The sequence below is a fragment of the Nocardiopsis sp. NPDC101807 genome (genome assembly GCF_044766605.1).
Lineage (GTDB): Bacteria > Actinomycetota > Actinomycetes > Streptosporangiales > Streptosporangiaceae > Nocardiopsis > Nocardiopsis tropica.
In genome coordinates this window covers 150,786-168,121 of the sequence record NZ_JBIWMK010000002.1, presented here as the reverse complement: position 1 = coordinate 168,121, position 17,336 = coordinate 150,786, and the positions used below count along the sequence as shown (strand labels likewise).

Below are 17,336 nucleotides of genomic sequence, written 5' to 3'. Positions count from 1 at the left end.
GGCCGCGGGCGAGATGGAACCTAACACTGTTAGGTAACTGTAGGGCGGCGCCTCCGCCGCCCCTCAGGCGGCCCCGGTCAGGGCGCGCAGCACCGAGAGCTCGGCACCGGTGGGCTCGGGGGTGACCGCCAGGCCCTCGGCCACCGCGAGGTCCCATCCGGTCGCCTCCCGGACCTGGTCCGCCGCCACGCCCGGGTGCACGCCGGTCAGGACGAGCTCGCGCGTCACGGGATCGGGTTCGAGGACGCCGAGGTCGGTGATCACCCGCACCGGGCCGGCGCCGCGCAGGCCGAGCCGCTCGCGGTCGCCGGGACCGGAGCCGTGGCCGACCGAGGTCACGAAGTCCACCTTCTCCACGAGGGCCCGCCGGCTGTGCCGCATGATCACGACCACCTCGCGGCAGGACGCGGCGATCTCGGGCGCCCCGCCCGCCCCCGGCAGGCGCACCCTCGGGTCGGCGTAGTCGCCGATGACGGTCGTGTTGATGTTGGCGTACCGGTCGAGCTGGGCGGCGCCGAGGAAGCCGACGTCGATCCTCCCGGCCTGGAGCCAGTAGTTGAAGACCTCCGGGACCGGCACCACCGTGTCGGCGGTGTCGGCGAGGATCCCGTCGCCGATGGACAGCGGCAGGCGGTCGGGGACCGCGCCCAGGGTCCCGGACTCGTAGACCATCCACAGGCCGGGGGCGTGTGTGCGGCGGGCCAGGTTGGCGGCGGTGCTGGGCAGGCCGATCCCGACGAAGCACGACATGCCGTCGCGCAGCGAGCGGGACGCGGTGACGGTCATGATCTCGTCGGAGGTCCAGGCCGCGGTGGTCACAGGCCCCTCCCGGCGGGCTCGGGCGCGGCCGGGCCGGCGGGGGGCGGCGCGGCCGCGGTGAGTTCGGCGAGCCAGGCGGTGAACGCCCCGCGGTCGCGGCCGATCGCGTCCCAGGCGCGGTAGGCCTCGTTGTCGCGCTCGTAGTAGCCGTGGGCGTAGGAGGGCGCGGCGCCGCCCGCGGCGACGCTGACCCGGTCGAGGACCCGGGCGGGCAGGACGACCTCGCCCGGGACGGGGTCGAGCGCGTCGACGACCTCCTCCACGGTGACCAGGACCCGCTCGGCCGCCAGGGCGGCCTCCTTCTGGACCCCGGTGATGCCCCACAGCTGCACGTTGCCGTCGCGGTCGGCGCGCTGGGCGTGCACGACCGTGACGTCGGGGTTGATCGCGGGCACGGCGGCCAGCTCCTGCCCGCTGAAGGGGCAGGTGACGGCCCTGATGTTGGGGTTGTTCCCGATCAGGTCGGTACCGGTGTAGCCGCGCAGGATGGCGAAGGGCAGCCCGGAGGCGCCCGCGACGTAGCGGTTGGCCATGCCGGCGTGGCTGTGCTCCTCGATCTCCAGCGGAACGGGCCAGCCGTGGGCGACGGCGTCGCGGAAGCGGTGCAGCGAGCCCACGCCGGGGTTGCCGCCCCAGGAGAAGACGAGCTTGCGCGCGCACCCGGCGCCGATGAGCTGGTCGTAGACGATGTCCGGGGTCATGCGGACCAGGGTCAGGTCGCGCAGGCCCTGGCGGATGATCTCGTGCCCCGCCGCCACGGGGATGAGATGGGTGAACCCCTCCAGGGCGACGGTGTCGCCGTCGTGGACGAGATCGCGTACCGCCTCGTCCAGGGGCACGATCATGGAGAACCTCCCGTTCGTATAGCGAATGGATGTTCTCACAGCGAACACCTTGGGTACGAAGGTAGCGCCGATCCCTGACAGGGTCAAGGCAACGGCACGGACGGCCCGACCTGTTCGGTATGAGAACATTTCCGGGGACACCCCTCCCGAGGTCCGCACACGAACCAGGAAGACCACATGTCCGACGAAGAAGAACCGGCCCGCGGCGCCCACTTCGTGCAGTCCCTGGAACGCGGCCTGACGGTCGTCCGCGCCTTCTCCGCGGAGCGGCCGTCGATGACCCTCAGCGAGGTCGCGCGGGAGACCGACCTGACCCGCGCCGCCGCCCGCCGCTTCCTGCTGACCCTGGTCGACCTGGGGTACGTGCGCACCGACGGACGCCTGTTCTCCCTCACCCCCCGCGTGCTCGACCTCGGCTACGCCTACGTGGCCTCGGCCGGCCTGCCGGACGTGTCCCAGCCGCACCTGGAGGACCTGTCGGCCCGGGTGCACGAATCCGCCTCCGTGTCGGTGCTGGAGGGCGACGACGTGCTGTACGTGGCGCGTGTGGCGACCTCCCGGATCATGGCGGTCGCCATCACCGTGGGCACGCGGTTCCCCGCGTCGGCCACCTCGATGGGGCGGGTGCTGCTGGCCGGGCGCGACGAGCGCGACCTGGAGGCCTACCTGGACCGCGTGGAGCTCCGGCCCCTGACCCGGTTCACGGTCACCGACCCGGACGAGCTGCGCGCCGAGCTGCGGCGGGTGCGCGAGCAGGGGTACGCGATCGTGGACCAGGAGCTCGAGGAGGGGCTGCGCTCGCTGGCCGCCCCCGTGCGCGACGCGGAGGGGCGGGTGGTCGCGGCCGCGAACGTGTCGGCGCACGCCGGCCGCACCTCGATCGAGGACGTGCGCCGCGACCTGCTGCCCGCCCTGCTGGAGACGGCCTCGCGCATCGGGTCCGACCTCGCCTCGGTGTCGCGCCGCGGCTCCGGCCGCTGAGGCCGCGCCGCGCGGCCTCCCCCGGAGCGGGGGCGGGAGGCGCGACGGGGTGAGGCCCGGCTGCCTCCGCGCCGCGCCCCCTCCGCCCTACAGCGCGCCTTCGCGGTCTCCGGCGCGGGCCCGGTGGCGGCGGACGGCGTCCCTGTTGCCGCAGGCGGGCGAGCAGTACCGCTGGCGCCCGTTGCGGGAGACGTCGGCGTAGACGCGTGCGCAGCCCCGGGCCGCACACCGGCCGAGGCGGTCCATGCCCCGGCCGGTCAGGTGCAGGGCGGTGCCGACCGAGACCAGCGCCGCCACCTGGCGGTGGGCGGGCAGCACGTCGGGCCGGTAGTGCAGGTGCCATCCGGTGCCGGCGTGGTCGGTCAGGCGCGGAGCGGAGGAGTACTCCGCGAGCAGGGCGTTCAGGCGCGCGGCGCGGGTCGGGCGGTCGGAGCTGTCGACCACCCCCTCCCACAGGCCCAGGAACTCCCGGACGGCCTCGACGTCGTCCTCGCCGACCGCCCGCGCGAGGACGAACCCCACCTCGGCGCAGCGCCGCTCCAGATCCTCCGCGTCCGTCGGCGGGCGGTTGACCAGGTCCACCGCGAGCGACAGCGGCCCCTGGCCGTAAGGGTTGAGATGCATAATGCCATTACATCAGACTGGGGGCCATGGGTACACGGCACGAACACCTCTGGTCCACCGAGTCCGACCACACCACCAGCGAGGGCGTCGTCAGCTACCAGCGCTGCGCCTGCGGCGAACGGAGGGTGACGCTGGTCCCGGTCGTCCGCATCGTCCAGGCGCGTGCGGTCCCCTCCGGGGGCCGGTCCGAGCGCTGACGGCTCCCCCGGTCCGGCCGGCGCGGGTCCCCGGCACCGCCCCGGCCCTCTCCGGCGCCACGGGTGCTTTTCCGCCACCGTGGCACCTTGCGGCACTCCCCTCCGCCTGAAATCCTGCCCGCGACACCGCCGGGGGCGCGCGTCCGGGCACGCCGCGACCGCGCCACGGCAGGCCTTCGGGCCAGGACGCGACCGCGGCCCCAGCGCCGCCCGGAAGGGACACCGTGACCGACGTGCACGCCACACCAGACATCGCAGAGCGGTCGGGGACCTTCGCCCTCGGCGGCGACCTCCCCGTCCACCGGCTGGGCTTCGGTGCGATGCGGATCGTCGGCGAGGGGGTGTGGGGGCCGCCCCGCGACCGCGACGAGGCGCTGGCCGTCCTGCGGCGCGCGGTCGAGCTCGGCGTCACCTTCATCGACACGGCCGACTCCTACGGCCCCCAGATCAGCGAGCAGCTGATCCGGGACGCCCTGCGCCCCTACCCCGACGACCTGGTCATCGGCACCAAGGCGGGGTTCGCGCGCACCGGCCCCGGCCGGTGGCACGTGCTGGGGCGGCCCGAGTACCTCAAGCAGCAGGTGGAGCTGAGCCTGCGCAACCTGGGCCTGGAGCGGATCGACCTGCTCCAGCTCCACCGGATCGACCCCGGGGTGCCGCTCGCCGACCAGCTCGGTGCGCTGGTCGAGCTGCGCGAGGAGGGCAAGATCCGGCACATCGGCCTGAGCGAGGTGACGGTCGACGAGCTCTCGGCCGCCCGCGCGATCACCCCGGTGGCATCGGTGCAGAACCAGTACGCGCCGTCCTTCCGGCAGTCGGAGGACGTCCTGGAGCAGTGCGAGAAGGACGCGATCGCGTTCCTGCCGTGGGCCCCGGTGGGGCGCGGCGAGCTGGCCGGCGCGGAGTCGCCCCTGGCGGCGGTCGCCGCCGAGCACGGCGTCACCCCGGTCCAGCTGGCCCTGGCGTGGCTGCTGCACCGCTCGCCGGCGATGCTGCCGATCCCGGGCACGTCACGGGTGGCGCACCTGGAGGAGAACACGGCGGCCGCGGCGGTGCGCCTGTCGGAGGAGGAGACCGAGCGGATCGACCTGCTCCTGGGCTCCTGACCCCGGCGTCCCGGACGGCGTGGGAGGCCGCGGGAGTGCGGCCCTCCGGCGGAGCCGGTCGGCCGCACGCGGTCCCCTCCGTCAGCCGGGACGCAGGCGGAAGACCTGGAGGCGCATGTCGTAGTACTTCTCGGTCTCGCCGACCCACTCCATGCCCAGGCGTCGGGCCACGGCGATGGCCCGTTCGTTGCGGGGACGCGCGACGGCGAACACCTCCTCGATGCCCTGCTGGAACGCCCAGGCGATGATGGCCCGGCTCGCCTCCGTGGCGTAGCCGCGGCCCCACACGTCCGGACGCAGCGCCCAGCTCAGCTCGAAGTCCTCCTCGAAGGGCGGGAGCAGCTTGAGCGACAGCCCTCCCACCAGTTGTCCGTCCTGCCGCCGGACGATCGCCCAGCGGCCCGCGGGCGGCATGAGGTTGGGTCCGGCCTCGATCCAGGCGTGCAGAACCGAGCGCATCGCGTCGGTCTCGTTCACCGGATGCCACTCCGGCGTCAGCCAGTGCGCGACCTCGTCGGCCCCGTAGATCTTCAGGGCCTCCTCGGCGTCGCCCAGCTCCCACTCCCGGATGAGGAGTCGGTCGGTTGGCAGCTCAAGGCTCATACCACAACCGTAACCCGGGACCAACGACCACGACAGGGGGGCAAAGGGAGAGTCTGCATCCCCTGCGCGGGCGCGCCCGCGGGGCGACCCGCCGGCCCCGAAGGGCGGTACCGGGACCCGATCGTCACGACCCCTTTACACGGAGTTCACTGTTGCCTATCGTGGTGCGCCACGACTGGGAGCGCTCCCAACTACCCCTGTCCCCCCGCTCGCACGAGGAGTAGTCACGATGATTCGCAGATCAGCGGCCCTGGGGGCCGTCGGCGCCCTGGCCCTCGGCGCACTGCTGTCCGGCACCGGCCCCGCGCCGGTCGAGGCCGCGGCGGCGTCCGGCGCCGAAGCGGCGCGGACCGCCGCCCAGGACGCGCCCTTCTACGTCAACCCCGACACCGGAGCGGCGAACTGGGTCGCCGACAACCCGGGCGACCCGCGCGCCTCCGTCATCGGCGAGCGCATCGCCGGGGTGGCCCAGGCGACCTGGTTCACCCAGTACAACCCCGGCGCCATCGAGTCCGAGGTGGCCGCCCTGACCGGCGCCGCCCAGGACGCCGGCGCCGTGCCGATCATCGTGGTCTACAACGTCCCCGGACGCGACTGCGGCAACCACAGCGGGGGCGGCGCGCCCGACCACGCCTCGTACAGGGCCTGGATCGACGCGTTCGCCGCCGGGCTCGACGACCGCCCCGCGACGATCGTCGTGGAGCCCGACGCCCTCTCCCTCATGGGTTCCTGCCCGGGCCAGCCGCCGGCGGAGGTCATGGACTCGCTGGCGTACGCGGGGCGGACCCTCAAGGAGGGGTCCTCCGAGGCCCGCGTGTACATCGACTCCGGCAATTCCGCGTGGCACTCCCCCGCGGAGGTCGCCGAACTGCTGCACGGCGTGGACGTCGCCGACAGCGCGGACGGCATCGCCGTCAACACCTCCAACTACCGCACCACCGCGGACGAGGTCGCGTACGCCGAGGCGATCATCGGCGCCACCGGCCTGGACGGGCTCGGGGCGGTCGTGGACACCAGCCGCAACGGCAACGGCCCGGCGCCCGGCGACGAGTGGTGCGACCCGGCCGGACGCGCCCTGGGAACGCCCAGCACGACCGACACCGGCAACCCGCTCATCGACGCCTTCCTGTGGGTGAAGCTGCCCGGCGAGGCCGACGGCTGCGCCGGACCCGCCGGTTCCTTCATCCCCCAGATCGCCTACGAGTTGGCCGTGAACGCCGGGGGCTGACCGGCCCGGGACCCGGGCCCGCGGCGCGCAGGGGCACGGGACGGGTCGCGCCCTCCGGTCCCCGTTGCGATACTGGCGCTCCGGACCCCGCCCCCGTGGCGGGGTCCGGTCGCGTGCGCCCGCCGGCCGGCGGGCGCCCCAGCACACGAGCGCACCGGAGCCGCCCCATGAAGTTCGCCGGAGACCCCCACCACGACGGGTCCCCCGACCACGTCCGCGTCGAGGGCGGGCGCGCGGTCCTGCGCGTGCGCGTCCCCGGGGGCGCGGACGCGGTGTACGTCCGCGTCGTGGAGGACGGCGAGGGCGTGCTCGTCCGGGCGGAGGAGGCCGGGACGGTCGGCGGCACCGCCTGGTTCGAGGTGTCGGTCGCCCTGCGCCCGGTGGTGACCGGGTACCGGTTCGCCGTCGTCCGGGGCTCCCGGTACACGTGGCTCAACCAGGAGGGGGCCCACGGCCACGAGGTCACCGACGCGGGGGACTTCCGGCTGATCGCCGGGCCGCCGCCCCCCGCGTGGGTCCCCGGCACGAGCGTCTACCAGATCTTCCCGGACCGGTTCGCCCGGGACGACGACTCCACCGACCCCCCTGCCGAGCACCCCGACTGGGCGCTGCCGCGGTCCTGGGACGACGAGCCCGAGGGCCTCGGCCGGACGGCGTCCCTGGAGTACTTCGGCGGGACCCTCGACGGGGTGCGCCGCCGCCTGGACCACCTGGCGCGACTGGGTGTGGAGGTCGTCTACCTCACCCCCGTGTTCCCCGCGCGGTCCACGCACCGCTACAACGCGTCCACGTTCTCCGGGGTGGACCCGCTGCTGGGGGGCGACCGGGCGCTGCGCGCGCTGGTGCGGGCCGCCCACGAGCGCGGCATGCGGGTGATGGGCGACCTGACCACGAACCACACCGGGGACTCCCACGAGTGGTTCCGGACGGCCCGAGCCGACCCGGACTCGGTCGAGGCGGGGTTCTACTACTTCACGGAGCACCCCGACGAGTACGTGGGCTGGCTCGGGGTGCGCACGCTGCCGAAACTGGACTACGCCTCGGCGGAGCTGCGCCGCAGGGTCTACGGCGACGACGACTCGGTCCTGGTGCGGTGGCTGACCGGGGAGGACCCGGTGGACGGCTGGCGGATCGACGTGGCCAACATGACCGGGCGCCACGGCGCCCAGGACGTGAACCGGGAGGTGTCCGGGGAGATCGCCGCGCGGATGCGCGAGGTGGACGCCGCCCGCGGCGGCGACGGGTCGTGGCTGCTGGCCGAGCACTTCCACGACGCCGGGCCGGACACCCACCACGACGGGTGGCACGGGGTCATGAACTACGCGGGGTTCACCCGCCCGGTGTGGAGCTGGCTGAACACCGGGCCGGAGGAGGTGAAGTACCTGACGACCCGGGCGCCGCTGCCCCGGAACGGCGCCGAGGACGCGGTACGGGCGATGCGCGCGGCGAACGCGGGGCTGCCGTGGCGGGTGCTGACGCACAGCGTCAACGCGCTGAGCACGCACGACTCCGCGCGGTTCCGGACGGTGGTGGGCGGCGACCCGCTGCGGCACGAGGTCGGGGTGGCGGCCCAGGTGGCGCTGCCCGGAGCCCCGTTCCTCTTCGCCGGGGACGAGATCGGCCTGGAGGGGCACGACGGGGAGAACGCCCGCAGGCCCATGCCCTGGCACCGGCCCGGCGCGTGGGACCGGGGCACCCTGGACGCGTACACCCGGCTGCTGGCGCTGCGGCGGGAGCTGCCCGCCCTGCGGACCGGCGGCCTGCGCTGGCTGGACGCGGGACCGCACCACATGACGTTCGTCAGGACGCTCGCCGGGCAGGTGGTGCTGGTGCACCTGGCCGACGGCCCGCACACGGCGGTGGCGGCCGCGCCCGCCGACCTGGACGGCGCCCGGCCGGAGGTCGCCGCCTCGGGCGGGGGCGTCCGGCTCGGGACGGCCGGGGACGGAGGGGTGGTGCTCGGCGCCGACGGGCCCGGCTACGTCATCGCCGTCGGGGGCTGAGGCGGGGCGGCGGGGCCGGGGGCTACACCCCTGCGGCGAGGGCCGCTCGGACGTCCCTGGTGATGCGCCCGGTCACGTCGTCGATGCTCCCGACGAAGTAGAAGTGCCCGCCGGGCAGGGAGTGCCGTTCGACCGGGCCGTCGACGTGGTCGGACCAGGCGTCGAGGCGGCGGGGCGGCATACCGGGGTCGTCCTCGCCGCCGAAGACCGACAGCGGCACGCGCAGCCTCTCCGCGCCGGGCTCCGGACGCCAGGTGTCGACCAGTTCGAGGTCGGCGCGGACGAGGGGCTCCACGAGCCGCCACTGGTCGGGGTCGGCCAGGACCGCGGCGGGGGTCCCGCCCATGGCGGCGATGCCGTCGCGCAGGCGGTCGGAGGGCAGGAGGTGCCGGGGCCGCTCGCGTTCGGGGCCGGGTGCGGGGCTCCACGCCGACACCCCCAGCCAGGAGGGCCTGTGCCCCCCGCCGGCCAGCCGCGCCGCCATCTCGTAGGCGACGAGCCCGCCCATGCTGTGCCCGAAGAGCCCGAAGGGCCGGTCCAGCTCGTGGCCCACGCGCGCGTTGAGGTACTCCGCCAGCTCACCGGCGTCCCGGAAGGGCTCCGCGTCGGCGCTGTGGGCGCGTCCGGGCGCCTCCACCAGGCACACGTCCCAGTCGTCCGGGAAGCGGCGCACCCAGGGGCGGTAGCCGAGGGGCGATCCGCCGGCGTGGTGGAGGAGGAAGAGCCGGAACCGGCTGTCGGGGACCGGCCTGAGCCTGGACAGGACGCCCTCGTGCACTGCTCTCCCCCTGCTTCCTCTCCCGGCCGGCTCGCGGTCGTCGCGACAGGGAGAACTTACCAGTCGGTAACACCCACCGGTAACAAAGGGGGAGCGCACGGCGGCCCCGCAGCCGACCGCTCCCGGTCGGCCCACGGCGGAGCACCCGCGCCGCGTCCTCCCAGGTCAGAGCCGTGAGAGACGGACCGCCCCCGCCCCGGCGGCAGCGGTACGCCGCAGCCGGACGCGCGGAGGCGGTCCGCGGTCCGTGACCGAACACACCGGCCGCCGCGCCGGGCGGGGGCGGCGCAGGGGCGCGCTCCGGGCGGGCGGGACGGCGCGAGGGGGCGGCGGGGCGGCGGGGAAGGCGGTGGCGCGGGAGGCGGGCGGGACGTGGCGGCCCCTTCCACCGGGCGGGGCGCGGAGCCGCGGGGGGACTCCGGGCGGAAGAGGACCCCGGGCGCGGGGGAGGCTCCGGGGACCCGGGAGCGGACGGCGCGGGCCGGGTCCCGTCCGGCGTCGCACCGCCCCCGGGGAGGGACGGACGAACGCGGGAAGGACGGCACCGCCCCCCGGCTCCCGGCCGGGCGCCGGGGGAACACCCCGAGGGGAGGCCGGAGCGGCGTCAGGCCCGGTCGGGGGCGCCGGCGCCGGGTTCGTGGCCGGGGCCGCGGTCGACCCGGGGGTGGCGGCTCACGGCGCCGAGCAGCAACTGGCGCCAGGCGGGCATCCCGGGGCCGTCGTCGGGCGCGGGGACCGCCGGGGCGGACACGGCGGGGCCCTGGGCCGCCTCGGCCTCGGCGACGCGTGCGCGCAGCCGGTCCCTGACCTGTTCGGGCGTGTAGGCGCGGCGCTGCCGCTCGGCGCGCGCGATCACCGCGCCGGTCGCCGCGACGCCCACGAAAGCGGCCACTCCAAGGACTTTCCACCATCGCATGTGCCTAGGCTATCCCTGTGGCAGACACGAGTATGTCCCTGAACGAGGCGCTGGAGCTCACCCGGACCGGTGACGTGTGGGTCTTCCGGGGCACGAGCGTGCCCGACCGCGCCATCCAGATCACCACCAACAGCCCCGTCAACCACGTCGGCATGTCCATCGTGGTGGAGGACCTCCCACCGCTGATGTGGCACGCGGAGCTGGGCCGCTCCCTGCCCGACGTGTGGACGGGACGGCACCAGCGCGGCGTGCAGCTGCACGACCTCCGCGACGCCGTCCTGGTGTGGGGCCGCAAGTACGGGCAGCAGGGCTGGGTCCGCCAGCTCGACCCCCTGGCCACCCGGGCGATGGAGGACGCCGCCCTGCGCGCGGTGGCGCGGCTCGACGGCACCCCCTTCCCCTCCACCGCGCAGCTGGCGGCGCGGTGGGCGCGCGGGCGCCTGCCCCTGCGGCGCCTGCCGTTCGGGAGGCGCTCGCGCGAACGGGCGCTGGAGACCGCCTACTGCGCCGAGGTGATCGCCCTGACCTACGAGGAGATGGGGCTGCTGCCGAGGGGCCGCCGCACCGGTTACTACGACCCGGGGCGGTTCTGGAGCGGCGACGACCTCGAACTGGAGGGCGGGGCCTCCCTGGGCGGGGAGATCCGCGTGGAGCTCCCCGCCGACTGACCCTCCGGTCCCGGTCGGCCCCCGCGGCGGTGGCGGCCGGCCCGTCGCCGGGCCCGGCCCGGGCGGTGCGGACCGCCCCCGGGGAGGACGGGAGACGGCTCAGGGCAGGTGGAACAGCTCGGCGAGCGGGACCATGCCCTCGTCGGGGCGGCCGGGCAGGCCCTCGAAGAAGGGCGCCATCTCGGCCTGCCAGCGGGCGTTGACGCCGGTGCGCGCCATGGCCTCCCGGGCCGCGTCGAAGTCCTCGGTCTCCAGGTAGCCGACGACCGTGCCCTCGTCGGTGCTGAACAGGGAGTAGTTGCGCCAGCCCGCGTCGGAGAGCGCCTCGCGCATCTCGGGCCAGACGTCGGCGTGCCGTTCCCGGTACTCGTCGAGGCGGTCGGCGCGGACCTTGAGGATGAAGCAGACACGCTGCACGGCGTGGTCCTCCCGGTGGGTGGAAGGCGGCGGGCGGAGGGCTCCCCTCCGCCCGCCGCGGGCTGCGGTGGGACGGGTCAGAAGTCGAAGTCGTCGATGTTGCCGGCGTCGAAGACGGTCGGCGGGCCGAGGACGATCTCCCCGTCGGCCCCGACGGTGTACTCGCCCAGGTCCCCGGCCTCGAAGGTCTCGCCCTCGGCCCCGGTGATGCGGCCCGCGCTCAGCGAGGCGCCCGCGTACCCGGCGAGGTAGCCGAGCTCCTCGGGGTTCCACAGCGCGAAGGAGTCGACGGTGCCGTCCTCCACGAACTCGCGCATCTGGTTGGGGGTGCCCAGGCCGGTGATGGCGACCTCGCCCTTGTACTCGGAGTCGCTGACGTAGCGGGCCGCCGCGGCGATGCCGACGGTGGTCGGGGAGACCACGCCGTCCAGGTCGGGGTGGGACTGCATGAGCCCCTGCATCTCCTGGAAGGACTGGAGGTCGTCGTCGTTGCCGTAGACGGTGTCGACCAGTTCGAGGCCCGCGTACTCCTCCTCCGCCAGGACCTCCTCCATGGCGGCGATCCAGGAGTTCTGGTTGGTGGCGTTGGGGGTGGCGGACAGGACGGCGAAGGTGCCCTCGCCGCCGATCTGCTCGGAGATCATCTCGACCAGGGTGCGGCCGATGAGCTCGTCGGAGGACTGGTTGACGAAGATGTCCGTGCAGCTGGCGTTGGAGTCGTAGCCGACGATGGCGGCGCCGTTGTCCCTGGCCTGGTCGAGGGAGGGGCACACCGCGTCGGGGTCGTTGGCGGCGATGACGATCACGTCGCTGCCGGCCTGGCTGGCCGCGTTGATGTACTCGACCTGGGAGTCGGCCGTGGGTTCGGTGCCGCCCCTCTCGGTGAACTCCCCGGCCAGCTCCTCGACGGCGACGGCGCCGCCCTCGTTGACGATGTCGGAGTAGGGGTTGTTGAGCTGTTTGGGCAGGAAGTCCATCCTGAGGCCCTCGGGGATCTCGGCGTCCGGGTCGGCGGTACCGGTCGGACCGGAGGCGTCCTCCTCCTGCGCGTCGTCGATGGTGGTGCTGCCGCAGGCGGCGGTCATCAGCACGGCGAACGCGGAGGCGGCCAGCAGCAGGTGTCGGGGGCGGGGGTCGGTCATGAGGGTTCTCCCTGGGTGGGGTGGGGCGCGGGGGCCGCGGCGGGTCCGGGGCGGGGTTCGCGTGCGGCACGGACCCGGGCCGCGATGTTGGGGGTGACGACGGAGGCGATGAGGATGAGGCCGGTGACGATCTGGAGGACCTCGCTGCTGATGCCGAACAGCTGGAGGGCGTTGCGGATGGTCCCGAGGAGCAGGACGCCGCTCATGACCCCCAGGACCGAGCCGACCCCGCCGAAGATGGACACACCGCCGAGGAGGACGGCGGCGACGACCTGCAGCTCCAGGCCGAAGGCGGTGTCGGCCCGGGAGGTGCCGTACTGGAGGGTCCAGAAGATCCCGGCGCCGGAGGCGACGACGCCGCTGAGCGTGAACAGCCAGAACCTGGTCCACGCGACGGGGACCCCCGAGAAGCGGGCGGCCTCGGCGTTGTTGCCGATGTCGAACAGGGACCGGCCGACGCCGGTGGCGTGGAGCAGGACCGCGAAGGCGGCGGCCAGGACGAGGACGGCCACGGCGATCCACGGCAGGCCCTCGATGCCGAGGAAGGGCGCGCGGGCGCCGCCGACCCAGTCGCGGGGGTAGCTGGCGACGGCGCGGTCGCCGAGGAGCACGTAGGCCAGCCCCCGGTACAGGGCCATGGTGCCGATGGTGACGGCCAGGGACGGCAGTCCGCAGACGGTGACCAGGAACCCGTTGAGCGCGCCCAGCGCCGCGCCGACGGCCAGGCAGATCCACAGGGCCGTCTCGATGGGGATCCCGGCCTCCCAGAGCACGCCCAGGGTGGCGCTGGTGAGGGCGAGCGTGCTGGCCACCGACAGGTCGATCTCGCCGGTGATGACGATGAGCGTCATCGGCAGGGCCATCAGGGCGATGGCGGCGATGCTCAGCACCAGGAAGTCGATGTTGCGGCCGGTGGCGAACATGTCGACGAACAGTCCGGCGCCGAGCAGGGCCACCACGAGCGCGCCGACGACGGGGGCCTCCCGGGCGCCGAGCAGGGCCCCGGCCCGTGGGCCGGCCGTCCTCGGGGCCGGGGCGGCGGTGCGTTCAGGCGCCACGGGCACCTCCTCCTCGAAGCTCGCGCGCCGTGCGCAGCGCGAGCAGCCGGTCCAGGCCGATGGCGGCCAGGATGAGCGTGCCCACCACGGCCTGGTGCCAGAACGGGTTGATCTGCCAGATGGGCAGGGCGGCGGTGATGGTGGTGAGCAGGACGGCGCCGAGCGCGGCTCCGTAGACGGTGCCGACGCCGCCGGCGATGGCGACGCCGCCGACGACCGCGGCAGCCACGACCTGGAGTTCCATGCCGGTGCCGACGGTGGAGTCGACGGTGCCGTACCGGGCGGCGAACAGGACCCCGGCCAGGCCCGCGAGGGCTCCGTTGACGGCGAAGGCCAGGATGATCCGGCGCCCCGCGGGGATGCCGGACAGGCGTGCCGCGTCGGCGTCGGAGCCGATGGCGTACAGCTCGCGGCCGGAGCGGTGGTTGGCGAGGTAGAAGCCGACGGCGGCGACCACGGCGATGGCGATCGCGGCCGGCAGCGGTACGCCGAGGACGCCGACCCGGCCCAGGAGCAGGAAGGACGCGGGCATGTCGGTGGCGTTGACCTGGCCGCCGTCCGCCCACCAGTGGCCGAGGCCGCGGTAGGCGTAGAGGGTGCCCAGCGTGACGACCAGGGCGGGTACCCGTGCGGTCGTGACGAGCAGGCCGTTGGCCAGCCCGCACGCCAGGCCGATGAGGATCCCGGCGAGCATGGCCGCGGGGACCGGCAGGCCGGGGAGGGCGACGAAGAGGGCGCCGGTGCCGAAGGCCGACAGGCCCATCACCGATCCGACGGAGAGGTCGACGTTCCTGGTGATGAGGACGAGGGCCTGGCCGGTGGCGAGGACCGCGAGGACGGTGGCGCCCAGGAACAGGTCGCGGACGCCCTGGGCGGACAGGAACCCGGGGTTGTGCAGCCAGGTGGCGGCGATCAGCAGGACGACCGCGAGCAGCACGCCGAGTTCGCGGAACTGCCGCCGGCGCCGGGCCGGGCGTCCGGGGGGCCGGGGCGGGGCGCCCTCGGCGGAGGGGCCGGGGACGGTGGGGGGTGCGCTCATCGGGCGGCCCCGTTCGGCCGCTGTCCGGTGGCCGCGTACATGACGGACTCCTCGTCGGCGTCGGCGCGGTCGATCTCGGCGGTGACCCTGCCCTCGTGCATGACCAGGACCCGGTCGGCCATGCCGAGGACCTCGGGGAGCTCGCTGGAGACCATGACGATGGCGAGCCCCCGGCCCGCGAGGGCGGAGAGCAGGCGGTGGACCTCCGCCTTGGTCCCGACGTCGATGCCGCGTGTGGGCTCGTCCACGAACAGCACCTTCGGCTCGGTGGAGAGCCACTTGGCCAGGACGACCTTCTGCTGGTTGCCGCCGGAGAGGGTGGAGACGGGGTCGTCGATGCCGCCGTAGCGGAGTTCGAGCCGTTCGCCCCACTCCCGGGCGGAGTCGCGCTCGGCGCGCGGGCTCAGGATGCCGAAGCGGCTGAGGGACCGGCGGCGGGTGGCGGTCGCGTTGCGTCCGATGGAGGACTCCATGACCAGGCCCTGCTGGCGGCGGTCCTCGGGGACCAGCGCCATGCCCGCGGCCATGGCCGCTCTGGGGCGGCCCGCCGGCAGGGGCGTGCCGTGGACGCGGACGGAGCCCCCGTCGTAGCGGTCGACGCCGAAGACCGCGCGGACGACCTCGCTGCGCCCGGCGCCGACGAGTCCGGCCAGGGCCACGATCTCGCCGGCCCGCACCCGGAAGGACACGTCGGCGAACACGCCGCGGCGGGTGAGCCCGTCGACCTCCAGGACGGTGTCGCCGCGCTCGGCGTCCTCCTTGGGGTAGAGGCTGGTGACGTCGCGTCCGACCATGCGCCGCACGACGGTGTCCACGTCCAGGTCGGGGGCGGGGTCGCAGGAGACGAACGCGCCGTCGCGGACGACGGTGATGCGGTCGCAGAGGGCGAAGACCTCGTCGAAGCGGTGGGAGATGAACAGCAGGGCCGCCCCGGAGTCGCGCAGGGTGCGGGCGACGGTGAAGAGGCGTTCGGCCTCCACCCCGGAGAGTGCGGCCGTGGGCTCGTCCATGACCAGGACACGGGCGCGCCGTGTGAGGGCCTTGGCGATCTCGACGAGCTGCTGGTCGGCGATGGAGAGGCCGCGTGCGGGCCGGTCGGGGTCCATGTGGACGCCGAGGCGGGCGAAGGCCTCCGCGGTGTCGCCGCGCATGCGCTTGCGGTCGATGGTGCGCAGGCGGGTGAGGGGCTGGCGGCCGACGAAGATGTTCTCGGCGACCGACAGGTCGGGGAACAGGGTGGGTTCCTGGTGGATGACGGCGACCCCGGCGCGCTGGGCGTCGGCCGGCGCCCCGAAAGCGGTCGGGACCCCGTCGACCAGGACCTGCCCGCTGTCGGGCCGGTGTACGCCCGCGATGGTCTTGACCAGGGTGGACTTGCCTGCCCCGTTCTCGCCGACCAGCGCGTGGATCTCCGCGGGGCGCAGTTCCAGGGACAGCCCCCGCAGGGCCCTGACGCTCCCGAAGGACTTGGTGACGTCCACCAGCGCGAGGGGTGGGGGGACCTCTGTCGGGTCCACGTGCCCTCCTTCTCCGGTGCTGGTTCGACGGGGGTCCGCCGAACATTACAAAAACGTTTTAATCTGAAGGGGATGTTAAATGGAACACACACCCCCGTCAAGAGGATCACCCTGGAATTGCCAGGTATCGCCCTGATAACGGCCCCCGGGAGGGCGTCGGCCGACCCCGGATGCCGACGCGCGGGAAGGCCCTGTCACGGGATGGTTGTTGACACGTTTCAATCCGGGTGTGAGCATGATGCCCCGCGCATCGGGCCGGATCAGTAGCATGCGTTCGCGCAGTCCCCTGATGACCGTCCGAACACGCCCCGGGAGAAGCTCCTTGTCCACCAGGCCCCGTTCCACCCGCCCCTCCGTGGGCATCACCGAGGTCGCCCGGCACGCCGGGGTCTCCCCCGGCACCGTCTCCAACGTCCTCAACCGCCCCGAGCGCGTCGCGGAGGCCACCAGGGCCAGGGTCGAGGCCGCCATCGCCGAGCTCGACTACGTGCGCAACTCCTCCGGCAGCAGCCTGCGGTCGGGCCGCAGCGAGTCCGTGGGCCTGCTCGTCCTGGACGTCACCAACCCCTTCTTCACCGAGGTCGCGCGCGGCGTGGAGGACGAGGCCGCCGGGGCGGGGCTGGCCGTGGTGCTGCTCAACTCCGCCGAGGCCCAGGACAGGCAGTGGCGCAACGTGCGCCTGCTCGCCGAGCAGCGCGCCGCGGGCGCGGTGGTGATGCCGGTGGACGACGACCTGTCCGACCTGCTGTGGCTGAGCCACCAGGGCACCTCCTGGGTGGCCCTGGACCGGGGCGACGTCGCCGAGGACGTCGGGTGCAGCGTCAGCGTCGACAACCACGCGGGCGGCCTCGCCGCGGGGCGCCACCTCATCGGCCTGGGCCACGAGCGGGTCACGTTCCTGACCGGGCCGTTCGCCATCGAGCAGGTGCGGCGCCGCCACCAGGGGCTGCGCGACGCCTTCACGGAGTCCGGCATGGACCCCGACGCCCACGTCCGGGTGGTCGAGCAGCCGATGCTCAACCCCCAGCAGGGCGAACGCGCCGTGGACGCGGTGCTGGCCGGCGGCCCGCGCCAGCGGCCGCAGGCGGTGTTCTGCGCCAACGACCAGCTCGCCCTCGGCCTCATGAAGGGCCTGGGGCGGCGCGGCCTGCGCGTGCCGGACGACATCTCGGTGATCGGCTACGACAACGTCGACCTCGCCGACCTGGTCCACCCGGGGCTGACCACCGTCGCCCAGCCCCAGTACGACCTCGGACGCGCGGCGATGCGGCTGCTCCGCTCGGAGCTCGACGACGCCGGCCACCGGCACGAGCGCGTCCTCTTCACCCCGGAGCTGGTGGTGCGGGGCTCCACCGCCGCGTACCGCTCCTGACCCCCGTTCCCCCCGACGAAGGA

General features: G+C 74.5%; 18 protein-coding genes. 7 read left to right on the top strand and 11 right to left on the bottom strand.

All coding sequences use genetic code 11. The features are described from left to right. Positions 1–63 precede the first annotated feature (63 nt). On the bottom strand, positions 64–819 hold the full coding sequence (locus ACIRPH_RS05890) for a CoA-transferase subunit beta (RefSeq protein WP_402909867.1): 756 nt from the start codon (positions 817–819) through the stop codon (positions 64–66). After that, complete coding sequence (locus ACIRPH_RS05885; protein WP_402911590.1) at positions 816–1,664, bottom strand: CoA transferase subunit A; 849 nt, start codon at positions 1,662–1,664, stop codon at positions 816–818. Before ACIRPH_RS05885 ends, ACIRPH_RS05890 begins: the two co-directional genes overlap by 4 nt. A gap of 177 nt (positions 1,665–1,841) precedes the next feature. Here ACIRPH_RS05885 and ACIRPH_RS05880 point away from each other — a divergent pair, with 177 nt between their 5' ends. Continuing rightward, on the top strand, positions 1,842–2,645 hold the full coding sequence (locus tag ACIRPH_RS05880) for an IclR family transcriptional regulator (protein WP_402909864.1): 804 nt from the start codon (positions 1,842–1,844) through the stop codon (positions 2,643–2,645). Positions 2,646–2,732: 87 nt separating this feature from the next. On the opposite strand, the gene ACIRPH_RS05875 is transcribed toward ACIRPH_RS05880, so the two are convergent. Continuing rightward, positions 2,733–3,269 carry a CGNR zinc finger domain-containing protein gene (locus ACIRPH_RS05875; protein ID WP_402909861.1) on the bottom strand — a complete coding sequence of 179 codons (537 nt, stop codon included), beginning with the start codon at positions 3,267–3,269 and terminating at the stop codon, positions 2,733–2,735. A 26-nt stretch (positions 3,270–3,295) separates the two neighbouring features. Between ACIRPH_RS05875 and ACIRPH_RS05870 the strand changes: the two genes are divergently transcribed. After that, positions 3,296–3,466 carry a hypothetical protein gene (locus tag ACIRPH_RS05870; RefSeq protein WP_402909858.1) on the top strand — a complete coding sequence of 57 codons (171 nt, stop codon included), beginning with the start codon at positions 3,296–3,298 and terminating at the stop codon, positions 3,464–3,466. 224 nt (positions 3,467–3,690) lie between these two features. Then, on the top strand, positions 3,691–4,572 hold the full coding sequence (locus ACIRPH_RS05865; protein WP_402909855.1) for an aldo/keto reductase: 882 nt from the start codon (positions 3,691–3,693) through the stop codon (positions 4,570–4,572). 81 nt (positions 4,573–4,653) lie between these two features. Here ACIRPH_RS05865 and ACIRPH_RS05860 read toward each other — a convergent pair whose 3' ends face one another. Next, on the bottom strand, positions 4,654–5,175 hold the full coding sequence (locus tag ACIRPH_RS05860) for a GNAT family N-acetyltransferase (protein WP_402909853.1): 522 nt from the start codon (positions 5,173–5,175) through the stop codon (positions 4,654–4,656). A gap of 229 nt (positions 5,176–5,404) precedes the next feature. Here ACIRPH_RS05860 and ACIRPH_RS05855 point away from each other — a divergent pair, with 229 nt between their 5' ends. After that, positions 5,405–6,403, top strand: a complete 999-nt coding sequence (locus ACIRPH_RS05855) for a glycoside hydrolase family 6 protein (RefSeq protein WP_402909850.1) — start codon at positions 5,405–5,407, stop codon at positions 6,401–6,403. Positions 6,404–6,570: 167 nt separating this feature from the next. Next, positions 6,571–8,406 (top strand): glycoside hydrolase family 13 protein, encoded by a 1,836-nt coding sequence (locus ACIRPH_RS05850; protein ID WP_402909848.1) that lies wholly within the window; start codon positions 6,571–6,573, stop codon positions 8,404–8,406. Between the two features lie 22 nt (positions 8,407–8,428). Here ACIRPH_RS05850 and ACIRPH_RS05845 read toward each other — a convergent pair whose 3' ends face one another. Both ACIRPH_RS05845 and ACIRPH_RS05840 read right to left on the bottom strand, forming a co-directional pair. Beyond that, positions 8,429–9,184 (bottom strand): thioesterase II family protein, encoded by a 756-nt coding sequence (locus tag ACIRPH_RS05845; protein ID WP_402909845.1) that lies wholly within the window; start codon positions 9,182–9,184, stop codon positions 8,429–8,431. A 604-nt stretch (positions 9,185–9,788) separates the two neighbouring features. Beyond that, positions 9,789–10,076 carry a hypothetical protein gene (locus ACIRPH_RS05840; protein ID WP_402909842.1) on the bottom strand — a complete coding sequence of 96 codons (288 nt, stop codon included), beginning with the start codon at positions 10,074–10,076 and terminating at the stop codon, positions 9,789–9,791. Positions 10,077–10,132: 56 nt separating this feature from the next. Between ACIRPH_RS05840 and ACIRPH_RS05835 the strand changes: the two genes are divergently transcribed. Beyond that, positions 10,133–10,768, top strand: coding sequence for a hypothetical protein (locus ACIRPH_RS05835; RefSeq protein ID WP_402911588.1), 636 nt, complete (start codon positions 10,133–10,135; stop codon positions 10,766–10,768). A gap of 99 nt (positions 10,769–10,867) precedes the next feature. Here ACIRPH_RS05835 and ACIRPH_RS05830 read toward each other — a convergent pair whose 3' ends face one another. From ACIRPH_RS05830 to ACIRPH_RS05810, 5 genes are all read right to left on the bottom strand, one after another. Beyond that, positions 10,868–11,185: an L-rhamnose mutarotase gene (locus ACIRPH_RS05830; protein ID WP_402909839.1), complete on the bottom strand. Its 318-nt coding sequence runs from the start codon at positions 11,183–11,185 to the stop codon at positions 10,868–10,870. 77 nt (positions 11,186–11,262) lie between these two features. Continuing rightward, positions 11,263–12,327 carry a rhamnose ABC transporter substrate-binding protein gene (gene rhaS, locus ACIRPH_RS05825; protein ID WP_402909836.1) on the bottom strand — a complete coding sequence of 355 codons (1,065 nt, stop codon included), beginning with the start codon at positions 12,325–12,327 and terminating at the stop codon, positions 11,263–11,265. Further along, on the bottom strand, positions 12,324–13,391 hold the full coding sequence (locus ACIRPH_RS05820; RefSeq protein ID WP_402909833.1) for an ABC transporter permease: 1,068 nt from the start codon (positions 13,389–13,391) through the stop codon (positions 12,324–12,326). The genes rhaS and ACIRPH_RS05820 overlap by 4 nt, the downstream gene beginning before the upstream one ends. After that, the gene (locus ACIRPH_RS05815) at positions 13,375–14,424 is read right to left on the bottom strand and encodes an ABC transporter permease (RefSeq protein ID WP_402909831.1); all 1,050 of its coding nucleotides are present in this window, start codon (positions 14,422–14,424) and stop codon (positions 13,375–13,377) included. The genes ACIRPH_RS05820 and ACIRPH_RS05815 overlap by 17 nt, the downstream gene beginning before the upstream one ends. Then, positions 14,421–15,941 (bottom strand): sugar ABC transporter ATP-binding protein, encoded by a 1,521-nt coding sequence (locus ACIRPH_RS05810; RefSeq protein WP_402909828.1) that lies wholly within the window; start codon positions 15,939–15,941, stop codon positions 14,421–14,423. Before ACIRPH_RS05810 ends, ACIRPH_RS05815 begins: the two co-directional genes overlap by 4 nt. Positions 15,942–16,263: 322 nt before the next feature. Between ACIRPH_RS05810 and ACIRPH_RS05805 the strand changes: the two genes are divergently transcribed. Next, positions 16,264–17,313: a LacI family DNA-binding transcriptional regulator gene (locus tag ACIRPH_RS05805; RefSeq protein ID WP_402909825.1), complete on the top strand. Its 1,050-nt coding sequence runs from the start codon at positions 16,264–16,266 to the stop codon at positions 17,311–17,313. Positions 17,314–17,336: the final 23 nt, after the last annotated feature.